The organism is Bacillota bacterium, from assembly GCA_013178305.1.
GTDB lineage: Bacteria > Bacillota > Sulfobacillia > JABLXB01 > JABLXB01 > JABLXB01.
The window spans coordinates 80,471-98,271 of the sequence record JABLXB010000004.1 but is presented as its reverse complement, the minus strand read 5'-3'; the positions used below and the strand labels follow the sequence as shown (position 1 = coordinate 98,271).

The window sequence follows — 17,801 nt, the reverse complement described above, 5'->3', positions numbered from 1 at the left end:
ATGCTCGCGCTTCAGGGGGCCGGGCGACAGAATCCGGCCCCCGTTCCTCCTTAGTGCGGATTCGGCCGGTGACTGCTAGTGCTATACAAACAACCGCGAAAACCCGGGGTACGGCTTCAACGGGATTACGTCGAACTCGATCAGTCCCTGTTGGACCAGGGGCAGCGTGGCGAGGATCTCGGGCGCCTCTGCAGGGCCCGTGCACTCGAGGATCAACACAGCACTGGCTTGGTCCTGCTTGGCCGGACAGGGGTCGACTCCTCGGCAGGTCGAAGTCCTCGCACTTGTCGCGCAGGGGAAAACGCATATGGAGGTGGCAGATACCCTTAATCCCAGACCCCATACGGCGACGTACCCACATGACAAAAATCCTCGAGGACCTGCATCTTAAGGATCTAGCGCAGGTCATCGCGTACGCCGCGAATATGGGCTTAGCCCCCCAGAGATGGAGGCCCACATCAGGAAGATCCGGATGAGTCCGCGCAAGGAGGATTTCCTCGAGTTGCGTCCAATTGATATTAATGTAATACATTATTACCTTCGTACATGAGCCCGAAGCGGACTCGTGAACGGCCGAGAGCGCCGGGCGCGCACGAAAGCCTTACACGCGGGGTGTTGAATTTGCAGCTCACCAGGGTCGACTTCACGAAGAAATCCACTCACGTGGCAGAACAGCTTCTGGCCCAGATCGAGAACGGGGGCCTGAGAGTGGGAGACAGGCTTCCTTCTGAGCAAGTCATCTGCGAAGAAGTGGGGGTGAGCAGGACCGCGGTCAGGGAGGCGCTGTCCGCACTGGAACTGGCGGGCGTGCTGGAGCGGAGACCGGGGGACGGGACGTACGTCCGGTTCGCCGCGCCGCTCGCATTCGCCAGGGCCGCTGCGATGGGCACTCTCGAAGAAGGGCAGGGGGCCTACGACGCTGTCGAAGCAAGACTGGTGGTGGAACCCGGTTTGGCTGAGATGGCGGCGGAGCGTTTCACCTACGACGATGTTGTCAAGATGAAATCGGCGCTCGCCGGAATGGAGACCGCAGTACAAGTGGGCGACGTCGAGGGTTACTTGCAGAGCGACTATGATTTCCATGAGGCCATTGCCAGGGCCTGCAAGAACCACGTGCTTCTCAACACTGCTCAACAATACCTCGCCTTCATGAAACGTGGGCTCTGGGGCTACATGAAGGCCAAGTGCTTCTCCAGGGAAGGCCACCTGGAGGAATCGCTGGACATACACCGTCGCCTGCTGGACGCGCTCTCCAATCGCGACGGTGCGGCTGTGAGGCAGATCATGGTCCGTCACTTCGACCACATCTTTGAGGGCCTGAAGTAAGCCCCGCGGGGTCGCCACATCGCGGTGGAAGCGGGGCAAAAGACGCCTCATCTGGGCATCTGGTCTGGAGGAAGAGCATCAATGAAGATAACCGGCGTTAAATTCTACGGCCTCAAGTATAAATTGGCACAACCCCTGAGCTTCAGCCTCGGCACCATCACGCATCGGAACTTCGCCCTCGTGAAGGTGGAAACCGACGAGGGTATTGACGGCTGGGGCGAGACGTTCGTGAACTTCCCATTCTGGGCTCTCGAGGAGCGCCGGATCACGGTTGAGAAGGCGGTCTCCCCGCTGCTGATTGGGCGCGATCCGCTAGACCCGCCGGCGACCACAAAGTACCTCGAGTCCATGCTATACAGGCTGGCCCTACAATGGGGCGCCAAGGGCCCAATCTACCAGGCAATCGCCGCGGTGGACATCGCAATGTGGGACATAAAGGGCAAAGCCACCGGCGAGCCCATATATCGGTTGCTCGGGGCCGAGAAACCTTCCCCGATCCCCCTCTACGCCACCGGTCTTGACTCCTCGCGGATCGTCGATCACGCGCTCGATTGCCTGGCCGAGGGCTACCTTGCTGTGAAGGTCCGCGTGGGTTTTGACGAGCGCCAGGACATGGACATGGTGCGCACTGTTTGCTCGGCCGTTCGTGGGGCGGGCAGGGGAAAGGTCTACGTGGACGCGAACCAGGCCTGGACGCGGGAGCAGGCTCTGAGGCTCGCGCCGGTCGTCGACCACTCCGGTGCATCCTGGCTCGAGGAACCGGTCCCCTGCGACGACATCGAGGGCATGGCGCAGATTGCCTCCTCGGTTAGGGTGCCTGTCGCGGCCGGTGAGAACTACTTCACGGTTGACGAGTTCCACCGCGCGGTGGCGGCGGGTGCGTTGCGGGTGGCAATGCCGGACATAACCAGGGCCGGTGGCTTTACCGGGATGAGGGAGATTGCCGGCACGGTGCGGTCGCAGTCGATACCCTGTTCACCGCACCATTTCGGGACTGATCTTGGATTGGCCGCATCACTGCATCTGATGACCGCCGTGCCGGCAGGTCTTGAAATGCTGAGGGATGTCTCGAACTGTTCTTTGAAGTGGGAGGTTATCGGAGAACCGCTACCAGTCAGGAACGGCCAGGCGTGTGCGCCCGATGGCCCGGGTCTCGGCGTACACGTCGACGAACAGGCCGTCGCCAGGCACCTGTCGACCTGATACCACATCCGTCGACCGCGACACCGCTACACCGGCATACTAAGGAGGGGAGAAGACATGTTGGTGCTCCATCTACTCATCGCTGTTGCCATTGCGCTGGTCCTCGTCATCAGGTTCAAGATCTCACCCGTTTTCGGCCTCATTCTCGGCGGCTTCTACTACGGCATAGCCTCCGGCGTCGGCGCCATGAAGACCGCGGGTCTCATCGCCGAGGGCTTCGGGGGTACGATGCGCGGCATCGGGCTGACCGTGGGTTTCGGCGTGATCATCGGCCAGCTGCTCGCGGATTGTGGCGGGGTACAGAGGATAGTCAAGTCGACCCTCAGCGTGTTCTCCGCCAGGAAAGTCCCCGAGGCGCTGTGCACCACCGGTCTCATAGTGTCAACACCGGTTTTCTTCGACGTAGGATTCATCATCCTGACTCCCATCGCCAAGAAGCTCGGCAAGGCTATTAAGGCCGCGCTGCCCATCGTAATCGCGCCGCTCGTCATCGGGCTTGGGACCGCTCACATGCTGATCCCGCCGACGCCCGGCCCGCTGGCGGTCGCCGACACTCTCAAGGTCCCGCTCGGTCAGATGATCCTGGGCGGCGTCATAGTCGGTGCGCCGGCGGCTTTCCTGGCTCTCTACGCATACAACTTCCTTGCCAAGCGGCAGGCGTTCTGGAACCCGGATCAGGATGAGGAGCCGTCACTGTCCGACGCCAAGTTCGAAGAGATTGACGAGAAGAACCTCCCGTCTCTCCCCGCGTCCCTGCTTCCTATTGCCGTGCCGGTAATCCTTATAGTGCTGGCCTCTATCGTCCCCATAGCCTTCAAGGGACAGCAAAGCGCAGTGATAGATACACTGAAGTTCATTGGTGAGCGCAACGTCGCCATGCTGCTGGGCGCGGTCGCAGCACTGTTTGTGGCGTATAGCCGGATGAACTCCGATCAGGTATCCAAGTCGGTCAACGTTGCGCTGGCCGACGCTGGACTCGTACTCCTCGTGACCGGCGCGGGCGGCTCGTTCGGCCAGGTCCTCGGGGCAACCAACATCGGCAAGGTACTGGCGCAGGGGATGATCTCATACAACGTTCCGGCTATTCTCCTGGCCTGGTTCATCGCGGCCGCCATCAAGTTCGCGCAGGGGTCGGGTACGGTGGCCATCATCACGACCGCTAACCTCATCGCCCCCGTGGCGGCGCAGCTGGGCTTGAGCGGAATATGGCTGGCACTGGCCATCGGTTCGGGCGCCCTCCTCGGTTGCCACGTGAACGACAGCGCGTTCTGGGTCGTGGCGAAAATCGCCGGCCTGAACACGCGAGGGGCGTTCAAGGCATACACCCTGCCTACGGCGATAAACGCGATCACCACGCTGATTATCATACTCGTGCTGAGCCCGTTCCTGTGGAGGTGAGCCCACGCCCGAGGGCAGCCTGAGAGCGGCACGAGGGCGGTGCAGCGGCCACGGGGTCATTTGAACGTGCACGTATGCTCGTTCTAGCAAATGGAGGGGAGAACCATGGCGGAAAAGGTCGTAATCAAGAAGAGCGAATTCATTGGCGGCGCACCGATGGAGTCCAGAAAAGGCGTGAGGGACTGGAAAGTCATCTATCCCGAGACCGGCTTCACGCCGAAGTCGCTCATCGTGGGGATCGTGGAAGTTCCTGCGGGGAACCACTCACCCCTGCACAAGCATGCCTGCGAGGAGTGCTACTACGTCCTGGCTGGGAAGGGGGAGATCGAGAACGACGGCGTGAGGTACCCGTTCGAGGCGGGGGACGCCATCCTCAACAAGGAAGGTGTACCTCACAGGGTCTGGTGCACCGGTGACGAAACGGTGAGGCTGCTGGTGACAGCGGGGATCATGCTCATCGGGCTGCTTCCTAAGTGGCCGACGGAAGGCCCGTACGAGATCCTGGAGAGGTAGAGGCGCTTGAGACTGCTGAGGATAGACGCCGGTGCACGGACCTGGCGTTACGAGGAACCAGGTGATGATCGCAGACTGACCGGCGGGCGGGCTCTGATCGGAGACATCCTGCTGGCCGAGGTTCCGCCCACCTGCGACGCATTGGGCGATTCAAACAAGCTGGTAATCGCCGGCGGCGCGCTCGCCGGAACGGGGGTCTCCAGCGCGGGCAGGCTTTCGATAGGCTGCAAGAGCCCGCTCACCGGCGGAATCAAGGAGGCAAACGCCGGAGGGACGGCGGCTGCGGCCCTGGCGCGTCTCGGGCTTCGCGGGCTTGTCATCGAGGGGGCGGCGGCCCCTGACTGGACGGTCCTCCTGGTCACACCCGACGGCCTGCGCTTCGAGGATGGGACAGCATACGCGGGACTGGGCAATTTCGACCTGGTCAAGCGGCTGCTTGGCGAGTATAGGCGCGACTACTCGGTCATTTCAATAGGACAGGCCGGTGAGATTGGGCTTCACGCTGCCACCGTGGCCGTGACCGACATGTTCGGGCGGCCGAGCCGCATGGCAGCAAGGGGCGGTGTGGGCGCGGTGATGGGGTCGAAGCGCGTGAAGGCAATACTCGTGGCGAACGGCGGCAAACAGGCGCCGTCCGCGGTGGACCCAACCGCATTCTCCGAGGCTAGAAAGCGGTTCAACCAGGCCGTGCTCGAGAACGACCGGAGCAAGAACCTGGCCAAGTACGGGACCGCAGTCACGCTGCGCGGGGTCAACGTCCTCGGCGGCCTCCCGACTCGCAACTTCAGTGGCGGGGCATTCGAGGAGGCCGAGACCCTCACCGGCGAGCACATGTACGAGGTCATCACATCGCGCGGCGGCGAGGGGACTCCTACCGAGACCTGTATGCATGGTTGCGTGATCCGCTGCTCAAACTGCTATCCCGACGAGAGCGGCAGGGAGCTCGTGGCCCCGCTCGAGTACGAGACCATCGCGTTGATGGGTTCCAATCTGGGGCTTGCCTCGCTGGACGACGTCGCTAGGCTGAATTACGCCTGCAACGACTTCGGCCTCGACACCATCGAGGTCGGGGCTACCCTGGGCGTGATGGCGGATGGCGGCTTGGCGCGCTTTGGGGATGCGGCGTCGTTCCTGGAGATACTGGACGAAGTCCCATCAGGCAGCCTGCTTGGGCGGCTCGCGGGTATGGGCGCCGGCGTCGCCGGAACGGTTCTCGGGGTCCGCAGGGTCCCGGTAGTCAAGAACCAGGCGATTCCCGGTTACGACCCGCGGGCCATCAAGGGCACGGGCGTTACGTACTGCACCTGCCCGATGGGCGCGGACCACACCGCGGGGCTTACGCTGGCCGCTAAGGTCGATCATCACAAGCCCAACGGGCAGGTTGCCCTGTCGAGGGGGATACAGCTGGTCAGAGCATCGTACGACTCGCTTGGCCTGTGCATCTTCCTGATGGGCGCGACGGGTTCGCAGCCCGCGCTCGTGCTCGATCTTCTCCGGACATTCCACGGCGCCGCGCTCCCAGATAATTTCCTGACACGCTGGGGCGGAGAGATAATCTCGGCCGAGGTCACGTTCAACAGGCGGGCCGGCATCGGCCCCCAGGCCGACAGACTGCCGGAGTTCTTCTCCCGTGAGAATCTCCCGCCATACGGCGTAGTGTTCGACGTCCCCGAAGGCGAACTCTCAGCGACGTGGGAGTCACTGCCGGAACGACTGTGAGTCTGCAGGGGGCAGGCCCCTCGCGGCCTGCCCCTTAGTCTTCGCCAAGTACCCGCATGAAGGCGACCACTGCCTGAGGGTCGAAGTGCGTCCCCGCCTGCCCGCGGATGTGCTCGAGGACCTGGTCCTCCGGCCATGCGGGCCGGTAGGGCCTTTCGGACAAGAGGGCGTCGTACACGTCGACCACTGCAAATGCCCGCGCAGCCAGCGGTATCTCCTCCTCTTTCGCCCCACACGGATACCCAGTCCCATCCCATTTCTCGTGATGGAAATAGGGGATAACCAGCGCGTTACGCAGGTAGCTGATAGGGTGGAGGATCTGGAACGCGAGCACAGGGTGCCTTCGCATTATCCCCCACTCTTCCTCATCCAAGGATCCGGGTTTGAGCAGAATACTGTCCGGTATCCCGATCTTCCCGATGTCGTGCAGCAGGGCGCCACGCCGGGTATCGACGAGATCCTGACCATCCATCCCCAATTCCCTGGCGACCTGCACGGTCATCTCCGTCACGCGCCACGAGTGGCCCTCGGTCTCGTGGTCGCGAAGGTCGAGTGCCTTGACCAGCCCCTCGAGGGTTTCCTCGTAGGCGCGTTGGAGTTCGGCATGGGAGCGCCTGATCTCATTGAACAGCGCCGCGTTAGCCTCCGCCATCCTGTCGAACGCCCGGGCGAGTTGGCCGAACTCGCCGGTACTCGCCAGTCCGGTGCGGGCCTCGAAGTCCCCTGACGCCAGCCGTTCGGTAGTCCGGACAAGTACCTTCAGGGTTCGCAGGAAGAACAGTTCCCCCCCCACCCAGGCAGCCAGGACTGCAAGGACCGTCACCGAAGCCAACCCGATCAGATTCCGCCGGTACAGCCGGTCGACATCCTCGAACAGCAATCTGGTCGGTATACTCAGGCTTGCGCGGAGATTCCCGGTGCCGGAGTGAGCGCCGAGCCGCGTGAACGCCAGCATGTATGACTCCGGCCCGGGCACGATCGCGGTGCCCGCCTCTTCGGCGGAGAGGACCGCCGGTGGCAGAGCCGTTTCGGAAGCCGTCTGCCCCCTCACCGCGGTGCCGGACGGCTGGCTGGCAAGTACTTTACCGCTGTCGTCCATGACGGTGAACACTACTCCCGGCGGTAATGAGACATCGGACACCTCGCGTTCCAGGTACGTAAGATCGAGCGCGACGTAGAGAACCGACGTGATTCCACCCTCGTCGTCCGCCACCGGGTAACCGAAATACAACGATGCCCTTCCTGCGATGCCGCCGGTCTGGTAATCCCCTATGATGAAATCCTGCTCGTCCAGTGCCTTCCGGAAATAGGAGCGGTCGGAGATGTTGGTCAGGCCCGGTACTTCGGGGACACTGCATACGACGTTGCCTTCAAGGCCGGCAATCCCGAATGCAAGATAGGGAGTTGACGGGCCGGCCAGATCCCGGAGGAGCGCCGTGCAAGCCCGGTAATCCCCCCTGCGGACTTCGGGGAGTCGCGCCAGTGTCGAGAGGAGGTTTCGCGTCCCCTCCATCAGCTGGTGCTGGTGCATGGACGCGAAGTCGAGCAGCTCGAGGGCATGCCTCTTCGCTGAAACCACCGCAAGCCGTCGCTGCTCGGACGCTGTGTGACACACCAGGGCCAGCATTGGGACGAGAGCCACCAGAACGAGCAGGAACAGACGCACGCGCACTCTGGAGAGCAGACTGTGACGCATGGTACACCCCTTCCACGGGAAAACCGCCACGGTAGAGCTTATGCGTCGCCCTGCTTTATGTTAACAGTGGATTACAGCGTGTGGGCCAGGTCGCCCAGTGCCCGGCGGCGCGCCTGAAGCGTAATGTGCAATGGTAAGTCATTACGAACCCCGCCGAGAGGTTGAACGGAATTGGATATAGACGACCTTCTCAGGACCGCGATCCAGCGGCACGCCTCGGACGTGCACGTTACCGTCGAGTCGAGCCCCGCGTTGCGGATCCACGGTGAGCTGGTGCGGATCGATGGCAGGCCGCTCACGCCGCGAGAGGTTGAGGAAACCCTGCGCTCGATGTGCCGCGCGGAGCATTTCGACAAGTTCCTCGCCTCGGGGCAGGTCGACTTCTCGTACAGCATCCCGGGACTCAGCAGGTTCAGGGTTAATGCGTTCAGGCAGAGGGGCTCGGTCGCGATCTGCGTGAGGATACTCTCGTCACAGATGCCCACGCTGGATGACCTGTCTCTCCCGCCAGTGGTGGCCGAACTGGCGTCGAAGGAGTACGGGTTGGTGCTCGTAACGGGGGCTACAGGGTCCGGTAAGTCGTCCACGCTGGCCGCCATGATAAACGCGATCAACGAAACGAAAGCCTATCATGTGATTACCCTCGAAGACCCAATCGAGTATCTTCACCGGCATAAGAGGAGCATAATCAATCAGCGGGAGATCGGTTCCGATACGGAGTCGTATGCGGACGGGGTCCGCGCCGCCCTGAGGGAGGACCCCGATGTCATCGTAATCGGGGAGCTGCGTGACCTCGAGACTGCCACGACGGCGATAACGGCCGCGGAGACCGGCCACCTCGTGCTGGCCACGCTTCATGCTACCAGCGCTGCGCAGGCGGTAAACAGGGTGGTGGACATCTTTCCGCTCGAGTACCAGCGGCAGGCCTACAGGCACCTCGCCGCGGTAGTCGAAGGAGTCGTTTCGCAGCAGCTTGTCCCAAGGGCCAGTGGTCCGGGTCGCGTTGTCGCGTGTGAAGTGCTGGTTGGGAATCCCGAGGTCAGGGCCATCATCCGCCAGGGCGAGACACACAACCTGAGGGCAGCCATCGAGGCCGGAGAGGCGCTGGGAATGAGGACGATGGCGCGATCGGTCGAAGAGCTCCACCAGATGAGGGCCATCAGCGAGGATGAGTTCCGGGCCAGGACGGCTGCCGCGCTCGGAGTGTAGCCATACGGGGAGGGTGACGCACGTGTCGGCTCTGTGGGAAACCGGCCGCATCCTGGTTTACTTCGCGGCCGTTGGTTGGATGATCTGTTTCACGAGGTCCGTTTCGCCGCGCGTGCGGCGAGCCGCGACGCTGTTCTATGCCGGTCTGGGCATCGAGGTCCTGAGCCTATTCCTCCGCTGGGGCAGCGGTCCGCAATATGGCGCTGGCTTGGCCCGCTGGCCATACGCCATCGGACTGCTGGCTATCGTCAGTGCAATCCTGGTGCTGGGCTCCATGTTCCTCATCATGCTGGAGATAAGCCGCACGTCCCAGCGACTCAAAAGGGACGCCGAGATCGACCACCTCACCGGGCTGTTCAACCGGAGAGTCTTCTTCGAGAGGGCGGAAGAGGCCCTGAGCGACGCGCGGGCGGGCCGGTGCAGGCCGTCAGTGGCCGTGCTCGACGTCGACAACATGAAAGAGATAAATGACGTGCACGGCCACCAGTGCGGGGATGAGGTGCTCAGGCACGCAGCGCGCGCGCTGCGCCTGAGCGTCCGTCACGATGACGTCCCGGCCAGGTATGGCGGTGACGAGTTCGGAGTTCTGTTTGTGGACTCGGGTCCTAACATCGAGACGCTCAAGGACCGTCTCGCGCACAACCTGGCGGGGAGCCGCGTGTGCGGTGGCAGCGTCGCGGTGAGCGTGTCGGTGGGCATCGCCAGGTACCCCGTCGACGGTAAGGACATCGACGCCCTGCTGTGGGTGGCCGACTCCATGATGTACGCGGATAAATCAAATAACCACCGCGCACGCCGCAGTCCCCTCGGCGACCCCGTTCACCAGACCAACCTCTCGCAGTCCTGACCAGTCCTCCCCCGCCCGGCCTCCGGGCGATGCACTTTTCTTGCCGAGCCACTGTGCTATGGCCGCGGTCCGGCCGTCGTCGCCCGGTAGCATTATCACCTTCCTGGCGCCGATCCACCTGAGAGAACAGGAGGAAACAAGCAACCCATGCCGAATACACAATATGCGGTATCAAATATATTTGCTGGCATCCCTTGTGATACTGACCCAACTCGAGGTGATTTGCGTGCAGGCGATGGAGATGGGCAAAATCGTTTACCGGACTAAAAACCAGATGGTTTACACGGCTCTGCGCGAGGCTATTGTCAGCGGGAGACTCCAGCCGGGTGCGAGGCTGGTCATCAAGGAACTCGCCCTTAGCCTGGGCACCAGCGGTATCCCTGTACGCGAGGCCATCAAGACGCTCGAGGCGGAGGGCCTGGTCGAGGTGACGCCGCACGTCGGGCCCCGCGTTGCAGGCATATCAATCGAGGGACTCAAGCAGGCTCTCCCCGTGAGGGCGCAGCTCGAGGCGTACGCCACCGAGACTGCCGCCCCCAACGTCGGGGCGGCGGAGCTGCAGCAACTTGAGGCTGTGATCGACGAAATGGCATCGGCCGTCTCCAGCAACGACCCCTACGCGTACGGGACCCTCAACAGGCGTTTTCACCTCACCATATATGCAGTCTGCGGGAACGAGTTCCTCCGGAAAATGATCAACGACCTATGGGAGAAGACGGAAAGGGCGCGTTCGCTCTTTCCGATGATGCCCGAGATCCTCGCAGACTCGCTCGAGGCGCACAGGAAGATCGTACGCCTGCTCAGAGAGCGCAGGATCGAGGAACTCAGGGAATTTGCTTATCAGCACAAGAAGCGCGCGTTCGACCGGATGATCGAGCGGTTGGAGCGGCTCGAGGGGGTGAGTGATTCACCACCAGAGGGCCTCTAGAGAAGGTCTTTCGAATCGAAATCCCGTCGTTTGCGGCAGAGAAGACGTACTTATCCCAGCGGTTCACCCAGCGAGGAGGGAATACCATGTCCAAACACATCCACAGCCGGATACTGACCCTCGTAGTGGTGGTGGCGGTTGCCGCCCTCGTGGCCCTGCCCGGTTGCTCTCAGCGGCCGGCCGGCCAGCCACAGGCTACCCAGCCGCAACCTGGCCAGTCACAGCCAGCGCAGCCGGGGCAGTCGAAGGAATGGCCCAAGTCGATCGTTATAGCATCCGGGCCCGTCGGCGGGCCCTGGTATCCCACGATGGTCAAGTGCTCGGAAATCCTGATGCGGGAGATCAAGGGGCTTACGGTCAACGTCATCGAAGGCGGCGCCGAGAGCAACATCAAGCTCGTGAACGCCGGCAAGGACGCCCAGATCGGGATGACCAGCTCGGCCGTGCTGTACCCTGCCATCGAAGGCAAGTCCGGCGAAAAGGCTTCGAATATCACTGCCATCGGGGCGGTCCTTACGAGCTACGCGCAGTTCGGCGTGCCCGAGAACAGCAGCATCAAGTCGATACCCGACGTCGTGGGGAAGAGGGTCGCCCCCGGCAAGAACGGGTTCATCTCTGAAGTAATCTTCAGGAACGTGCTCGAGGCGTACGGCATCACCTACGACGACATCAAGAACAAGGGCGGCTCGATCAGCTTCGTAGCATGGGGCGAGTATCCGTCATTGGTGAAGGACAACCACATCGACATGTTCAGCCTGTGCGGCGAGGTCCCGCACGCCACGATCATGGAGATCGAGTCGAGCAAGCCGATGAGACTCCTGTCCATCGCCCCCGACAAGCTCCAGGTAATCTTGAAGAAGTTCCCGTATCTCTTCGCCATCGAGAAGCCCGCAGGGATCTACAAGGGCCAGAAGACCCCTGTGACTCTGCTCGGCTACTCGGGTGTCCTGGTAGCCAACAAGAGCCTTCCGGACGACTTCCTCGCCAGGGTTATCGAGGTCCTCGTCAAGAACAGGGCGGAGATCGTGAAAGAGCTACCGTTCGTGGACCTACTGTCCTGGGATAAGGTGATGTCGGGGCTCGAGAAATCCATCATGAGTCCCGGCGCGCTCAAGGTGATCGAGGCGAACAGGTAACAGCCGCGGGCAGAGCGGAGGAGAGCATCAGGTTCTCCTCCGCTCACGGGAGGTGAGAACCGTGGGAAACACGTACCTCGAAGAATTTCTCGAGCCCGAAAACGCTGCAGAGGCGGGCTCGTCACGCCTCGTGCGGTGGCTGGGCATTGCTGTAGCGGTAGTGGCCATTCTCATGTCTGCCTTCCACATCTACCGCGCGCAGGTCGGGGTGCTCGAAGCGTGGAGGCAGCGGTCCGTCCACGTGCTGTTCACCCTGGCGCTCGCATACCTGCTGTCCGCCAGGAGGTCTCTGAACAGGGATCGCAGCCCGGTGCTGGCCGCTGCGGGGTTCCTGATCGCCGTCTCGATTGCTCTGTATACCTTCGTAGATTACAACGGTATCATCATCCGCGAGGGGACACCCAATCTGTACGACCAGGTAGCGGGCACGCTGATGATGGCCCTGCTGTTGTGGGCGACCCGCGAGCATGTCGGCACGACAATCGCCGGGCTGGCAGGCCTCTTCTGGTTGTACGGACTCTTCGGCTGGATGCTTCCGGGACGTCTTGGCAGCCCGCAGTTCACCTATGTCAAGGTAATCGATCAGATGTTCAACTCCACGGCTGGCATGTTCGGCGTGTCGACCAGCGTCTCGGCGATCGACGTCGTGATGTTCGTCATCTTCGGGGCGTTCCTGGAGAGATCGGGCGGGGGGGAGTTCTTCAACGACCTGGCCATACGCCTCACCGGCAAGACTCGTGGCGGTCCCGCCAAGGCGGCCGTCGTGGCGAGCGCGCTGGTTGGGACCATCGAGGGCAGCGCCGTTGCCAATGTGGTCACTACCGGCACGTTCACTATCCCCCTCATGAAACGCCTGGGATTCAGGCCGGCGTACGCCGGGGCCGTCGAAGCGGCGGCCTCCACCGGAGGCATGATAATGCCCCCCGTCATGGGCGCCGCGGCATTCATCCTTGCGGAGATGACGAAGACGCCTTACAGCAAGGTGATGCTCAACGCGCTCATACCCGCCTGCCTGTACTTTCTGGGCATCTTCATCACGATAGACCTCCGGGCTGAGAAGGAGGGTCTGAAGCCGCTGGGCGATTCGGTGAAAGACATCAACCTCAGCCTCTGGAAAGCTGCCACGTGCCTGATACCGCTTGGGAGCATCGTCAGGGCACTCCTGATCGGGTACTCGCCGATGAAGTCGGCCCTGTTCGGAATGATATCGCTGACGGTCATATGGGTCCTCAGGCCCGAGAACCGCTTGACGCTCGTAGACTTCCTGGCCGCGCTCGAGCGGGGCGCAACGGTCATGGCGCCCGTAGCCCTGGCGTGCGCGACGGCAGGTATCGTCGTGGGGTTCATCAGCCTCACCGGGCTCGGCGTCAAGTTGAGCGCCATGGTCAGCATCATGGGTGTGTCCAAGATCTACGCGCTCATGCTGGCCATGATCGTATGCCTGATCCTCGGGATGGGCATGCCGGTGGCGGCCGCGTATATCCTGGCAGCTTCCACAGTGGGCGGCATGCTGATCAGGGTGGGCGTCCCCATAATTCAGGCCCACCTGTTCATCCTGTACTTCGCTACGATCTCCGCCATTACGCCGCCCGTCGCGCTTGCGGCGTATGCGGCTGCGGGGATTGCAGACGCGGACCCCAACGCCGTCGGGTGGCAGGCGTGTAAGCTCGCCCTATCGGGGTTCATCGTCCCGTACATGTTCGTGTACGGCCCGAGTCTCCTGAGCATCGGTGCACCGGTGAGGATAGTACAGGCCGCCATAACGTCCGCCATCGGCGTCTTTTGCCTGAGCGTCGTGGTGGAGGGCTGGTTCAGGGGGCGGATGTCCGCCCCGGAGCGCGCGCTGTTCTTCCTGGGGGCGCTCCTGCTCATCGACGCTGGAATGGTTACTGACCTTGCAGGACTGGTAGTCATCGCGGTCCTGCTAACGAGAAGGTTCGTGAAGCGCTCCGCGGCATGATGGCGGGTCGCAATGAGAGATGTAGCAGCATTTGTGAGAAAACCGGATTATCGGAGGCGGTTGGCTTGCGTGACGAGCAGAAATGGATGACGGACCAGTACTGGATAACGCCGTTCAACTACATGGAGGAAAGCCGGTCGCAGCTCACGTTGCCGCCCGGAAACAGAGTCTACATTCACGACGTGACTATCCGCGAAGCCGAACAGGCCCCGGGTATCGCGTTCACGAGGGACGAAAAGATAGCGATCGCCAGGGCGCTCGACAGGCTCGGCGTCTTCAGCATAGAGACGTTCCCCGTGGTCTCCAAGGACGACCTGGAGGTCACCAGGCAAATAGTCGACCTGAAGCTGGATTCGAAGGTCATCTGCCTGGCGAGATGGCTGAAGGAGGACATAGACGCCGTCGCAGACTGCGGCGCGTACGGCATAATCGTCGAGAACGTCGCCAACCCCTGGACCTGCAACGTGATGTGGGGTCTCAGCGAGGATGACATCGTCAGGAGGTTCGTCGACGCGGTTTCCTACGCGAAGAAGCAGGGACTCCACACGGTAGCGATGCCGTGGGATGATTTCAGGGCCCCGCTCCCGTTCCTCGAGAGGTTGTACAAAGCGATAGTGTTCGAGGGCGGCGCCGACGGCGTGGCCATATCCGACACGTCTGGCAACTCCCTGCCCTGGACCACCATGTTCATCATCCGTAAGATGCGCGAGTGGCTCCCCAATACGCCAATACACATGCATGCTCACAACGAATTCGGTCTTGCGCATGCCGATATGTTGTCCGCCGTGGCAGGAGGCGCATCGTTCGTGCATACCTCCATCAACGGGCTCGGCTCGAGGGGTGGCAACGCCGCCACTGAGGAAGTCACGATCGCGCTCGAGTTGCTGATGAACGTTGACACGGGTGTGCGCCTCGACCAGCTGTACCCCACCTGCCAGCTTGTTTCGGAACTCGCGAAGGTACCCATCCCCGCAAATAAGGCCGTCGTTGGGAATAACCTGTTTACCTACGTCGCGGGTCTCAGCGTGTTCCTGTTTGAGAAGATCACGACGGCCGGCCGCCCATCCGGATACGTGCCGTTCGTGCCGGAGATGGTCGGCAGAGAGGGTTACGAGATAGTTCTGGGTAAACTCTCGGGGAAGACCGCGGTCCGCAGGTTTCTCGATGAACTGGGGATCCATCTCAGCGAATCGCAGATATCCCGGCTGACTGAGCTCGTCAAGGAAGAGGCCACGGTGAGGAAGTCCACGATATCGCGGCAGGTGCTCAAGCAACTCGTGAAGCGGCTTTCTAAAGAAGGTGCCTGACATGCCGAGAATAATCGATCTCAGCACGACGCTGGCTACATTCGGGTTTGACCCGCGGCCGCCCCAGATCGTTTACTGGAAGCACGGTGAGAACGCGCGCTACTACGCGAAACTGGCGGGCGTGCCGCTGGAGGCCTTCCCCGACGGGTTGGCCCTGGCTACGGAAGAGGTGCACGCGATTACGCACACCGGCTCCCACCTTGATGCCCCGTGGCATTTCGGGCCCACGGCGGAGGGCCGGCCGGCGAAGACGATCGACGAGGTGCCGCTCGAATGGTGCTACGGTGATGGGGTGCTTCTCGACTTCAGGCACAAGAAGAGGGGCGAGATCATCGGCATCCTCGACCTCGAGAGGGAACTCGCGAGGATAGGCTACACGATAAAGCCGGGCGACATCGTGCTAATCATGGTTCTTGGCGGCGACCTGTACCTCGAGGACCCCGAGTATCCGGGTAAGCACGCCGGTCTGAACCGTGAGGCCGTATTGTGGCTTTGCGACAGGGGCGTCAAGGTCATGGGTACGGACGCCTGGAGCCTGGATATTCCCCTGAACATCATGGCCCAGCAGTTCAAGAACGGCGGCAAAGACGCCGTGTGGCCGGCCCACTTCGCCGGCAGGGAACGGGAGTACTGTCACATCGAGAAACTCGCCAACCTCGAGCAACTGCCACGACCGTTCGGTTTCAAGTTTGCTTGCTTTCCCATCAAGATCGCGAGGGCCAGCGCTGCCTGGTGTAGGCCGGTTGCCATAATCGAATAGGGCGATGGCAACGGCCGTCAATCGGCCGTCGCATTCAGGCTGACAGCGCATAGTACGCAGGGCGTATCATGAAGGTACAACCCCAGAGTAGACAATCAGGACCGGAGATGCGTTAACTGCGCAGGGGCTCGTTCAGACCGCCTGCAGGAAATGACGAATACGCTGAGAATTCGTCTGTGGAAAGGGGCGGCCGCGAGCGCGTGGTTCCGAACACATTTAAACCAGGCATAGAGGCAGGCGCCAGACCCTTCGTCAAATGGGCGGGCGGCAAGGGACAGATGCTCGCGCATCTCCTCGAAAGGGTTCCCCGGGAGTTCGACACGTACTTCGAACCTTTCGTGGGCGGTGGGGCCCTTTTCTTCGCGCTTTCCCCGGGGAAGGCCTCGCTCAATGACAGGAACGAGGAACTGATGAACGCCTATTCGGTGGTGCAGAGCGGAGTCGACGGGCTTATCGAATCCCTCAGGCGCCACGAGGCCGAATTCTTCGACCCGGAACGCGGGGGCTCCACGTACTACTACCGAGTCCGGGCGGTCGACCCCGCTACCCTTTCGCCGGTCGAACGGGCGTCGCGGTTCATCTTTCTGAACAAGACCTGTTACAACGGCCTCTGGCGGGAGAATGCCGCGGGGCAGTTCAACGTCCCGTTCGGACGGTACAAAAACCCGAGAATCGCGGACGCGGACAACCTCCGTAAGGTATCCGCAGCGTTGCGGGGCGTTACGTTCACGTGCAAGGACTTCGAGGAGGCCGTGGAAGGCGCCGGACGTGGCTCGTTCGTATACTTCGATCCCCCGTATCACCCACTCAGCGAGACGGCCAGCTTCACGAAATACGTCGACTCTGGATTTGGCCCGGACGACCAGAAACGGCTGGCGCGTGTGATCGCTGACGCCGGCGCTCGTGGAGCTTATGTCATGCTGAGCAACTCCGCCACCTCGTTCATCAAGGAGCTTTACGCGCATTACCCCGGCTTCGGAGTCGAAATCATCCAGGCGAAGCGGCCGATAAACTGCAGGGCCGACGGCAGGGGATTCATCGACGAGTTCATCATAAGGAACTACTAGGACGGGTTTCGCCGGCGGCGCGGCCGCGGGCGAGCCGGCGGGGGTGACGACGTGGCCGAGAACGCCACCAGGTTCAGGCGGGCGATCGTTCGTTACATTGGGTCCTGGGACGCGCCCATCGGCGTCAGGGAAGAGAAGAACGTCGGGTACCGCTTTGTAGGCACGCCCCGCAAGCTCGACATCGTGCTGGGGTGCCGCGGCAAGTACCTCGGGATAGAGGCGAAGCTCCAGGAAGGGCCCGGCACTGCCTACCAGAAACTCAGCTACACTCTTGAAGACGCAAGGGCCTGTCCGGTACCGGTAATCATCGTGTTCTCCGGAAGCGGGATAAAGGACGACATGAAGGCCGCGCTCATTACCAGCGGGATCGGCATCGAGGTCGGGTTCAAGCCCCACGAATCCGATGAGGCGCAGGACTCCATCATCGACCACCACAGCCTGCTCAGGCAGCGGGTCTACATCGAACTCGGGCTGGACTGGTTCGACATCGCCTGAGTGACAGCGCCGGGCCGCGAGGCCGGCGGCGCTCACCGCCCCTCGGCGTACAGCTATTCCAGCCTCATGGCCTGCGGGTGATTGAGCACGAGGTAGCACCCCCACGAACACGACCCGTGCGCACGCGTGCATACGCATGGCGGACTTACTCTCACGTATATTCTCCAACATCTTTGTGGTGTCATTTGCGCGCGCCTTCGTCGAAATGACGCCCCTCGACAGCTTTAGAACGATCTG

16 protein-coding genes are annotated in these 17,801 nt (G+C 62.0%); 14 read left to right on the top strand and 2 right to left on the bottom strand.

The window, feature by feature from the left end; all coding sequences use genetic code 11:
* Positions 1 to 81: 81 nt before the first annotated feature.
* The gene (locus HPY55_10415) at positions 82 to 219 is read right to left on the bottom strand and encodes a hypothetical protein (GenBank protein ID NPV71042.1); all 138 of its coding nucleotides are present in this window, start codon (positions 217 to 219) and stop codon (positions 82 to 84) included.
* 402 nt (positions 220 to 621) lie between these two features.
* Between HPY55_10415 and HPY55_10410 the strand changes: the two genes are divergently transcribed.
* The 5 genes from HPY55_10410 (at position 622) to HPY55_10390 (ending at position 6,159) form a co-directional block, all read left to right on the top strand.
* Positions 622 to 1,326 (top strand): FadR family transcriptional regulator, encoded by a 705-nt coding sequence (locus HPY55_10410; GenBank protein ID NPV71041.1) that lies wholly within the window; start codon positions 622 to 624, stop codon positions 1,324 to 1,326.
* An 81-nt stretch (positions 1,327 to 1,407) separates the two neighbouring features.
* Positions 1,408 to 2,529 (top strand): mandelate racemase/muconate lactonizing enzyme family protein, encoded by a 1,122-nt coding sequence (locus HPY55_10405; GenBank protein ID NPV71040.1) that lies wholly within the window; start codon positions 1,408 to 1,410, stop codon positions 2,527 to 2,529.
* A gap of 57 nt (positions 2,530 to 2,586) precedes the next feature.
* Entirely contained in the window at positions 2,587 to 3,927 is a 1,341-nt protein-coding gene (locus tag HPY55_10400; GenBank protein NPV71039.1) for a GntP family permease, read from the top strand.
* Positions 3,928 to 4,032: 105 nt separating this feature from the next.
* The gene (locus HPY55_10395; GenBank protein ID NPV71038.1) at positions 4,033 to 4,440 is read left to right on the top strand and encodes a cupin domain-containing protein; all 408 of its coding nucleotides are present in this window, start codon (positions 4,033 to 4,035) and stop codon (positions 4,438 to 4,440) included.
* A gap of 6 nt (positions 4,441 to 4,446) precedes the next feature.
* Positions 4,447 to 6,159, top strand: coding sequence for an aldehyde ferredoxin oxidoreductase (locus tag HPY55_10390; GenBank protein ID NPV71037.1), 1,713 nt, complete (start codon positions 4,447 to 4,449; stop codon positions 6,157 to 6,159).
* A gap of 34 nt (positions 6,160 to 6,193) precedes the next feature.
* On the opposite strand, the gene HPY55_10385 is transcribed toward HPY55_10390, so the two are convergent.
* Positions 6,194 to 7,855, bottom strand: coding sequence for an HD domain-containing protein (locus HPY55_10385; GenBank protein NPV71036.1), 1,662 nt, complete (start codon positions 7,853 to 7,855; stop codon positions 6,194 to 6,196).
* 171 nt (positions 7,856 to 8,026) lie between these two features.
* Here HPY55_10385 and HPY55_10380 point away from each other — a divergent pair, with 171 nt between their 5' ends.
* The 9 genes from HPY55_10380 (at position 8,027) to HPY55_10340 (ending at position 17,564) form a co-directional block, all read left to right on the top strand.
* The gene (locus tag HPY55_10380; protein NPV71035.1) at positions 8,027 to 9,064 is read left to right on the top strand and encodes a PilT/PilU family type 4a pilus ATPase; all 1,038 of its coding nucleotides are present in this window, start codon (positions 8,027 to 8,029) and stop codon (positions 9,062 to 9,064) included.
* A 22-nt stretch (positions 9,065 to 9,086) separates the two neighbouring features.
* Positions 9,087 to 9,911, top strand: a complete 825-nt coding sequence (locus HPY55_10375; GenBank protein NPV71034.1) for a GGDEF domain-containing protein — start codon at positions 9,087 to 9,089, stop codon at positions 9,909 to 9,911.
* A gap of 196 nt (positions 9,912 to 10,107) precedes the next feature.
* On the top strand, positions 10,108 to 10,839 hold the full coding sequence (locus HPY55_10370) for a GntR family transcriptional regulator (GenBank protein NPV71033.1): 732 nt from the start codon (positions 10,108 to 10,110) through the stop codon (positions 10,837 to 10,839).
* A gap of 86 nt (positions 10,840 to 10,925) precedes the next feature.
* The gene (locus tag HPY55_10365) at positions 10,926 to 11,975 is read left to right on the top strand and encodes a TAXI family TRAP transporter solute-binding subunit (GenBank protein ID NPV71032.1); all 1,050 of its coding nucleotides are present in this window, start codon (positions 10,926 to 10,928) and stop codon (positions 11,973 to 11,975) included.
* A 61-nt stretch (positions 11,976 to 12,036) separates the two neighbouring features.
* On the top strand, positions 12,037 to 13,935 hold the full coding sequence (locus HPY55_10360; GenBank protein NPV71031.1) for a TRAP transporter fused permease subunit: 1,899 nt from the start codon (positions 12,037 to 12,039) through the stop codon (positions 13,933 to 13,935).
* A 65-nt stretch (positions 13,936 to 14,000) separates the two neighbouring features.
* Positions 14,001 to 15,242 (top strand): hypothetical protein, encoded by a 1,242-nt coding sequence (locus HPY55_10355; protein ID NPV71030.1) that lies wholly within the window; start codon positions 14,001 to 14,003, stop codon positions 15,240 to 15,242.
* A gap of 1 nt (position 15,243) precedes the next feature.
* Positions 15,244 to 16,002 carry a cyclase family protein gene (locus HPY55_10350; protein NPV71029.1) on the top strand — a complete coding sequence of 253 codons (759 nt, stop codon included), beginning with the start codon at positions 15,244 to 15,246 and terminating at the stop codon, positions 16,000 to 16,002.
* Between the two features lie 278 nt (positions 16,003 to 16,280).
* Positions 16,281 to 17,069, top strand: coding sequence for a DNA adenine methylase (locus tag HPY55_10345; GenBank protein NPV71028.1), 789 nt, complete (start codon positions 16,281 to 16,283; stop codon positions 17,067 to 17,069).
* A 51-nt stretch (positions 17,070 to 17,120) separates the two neighbouring features.
* Positions 17,121 to 17,564: a hypothetical protein gene (locus HPY55_10340; GenBank protein ID NPV71027.1), complete on the top strand. Its 444-nt coding sequence runs from the start codon at positions 17,121 to 17,123 to the stop codon at positions 17,562 to 17,564.
* Positions 17,565 to 17,801: the final 237 nt, after the last annotated feature.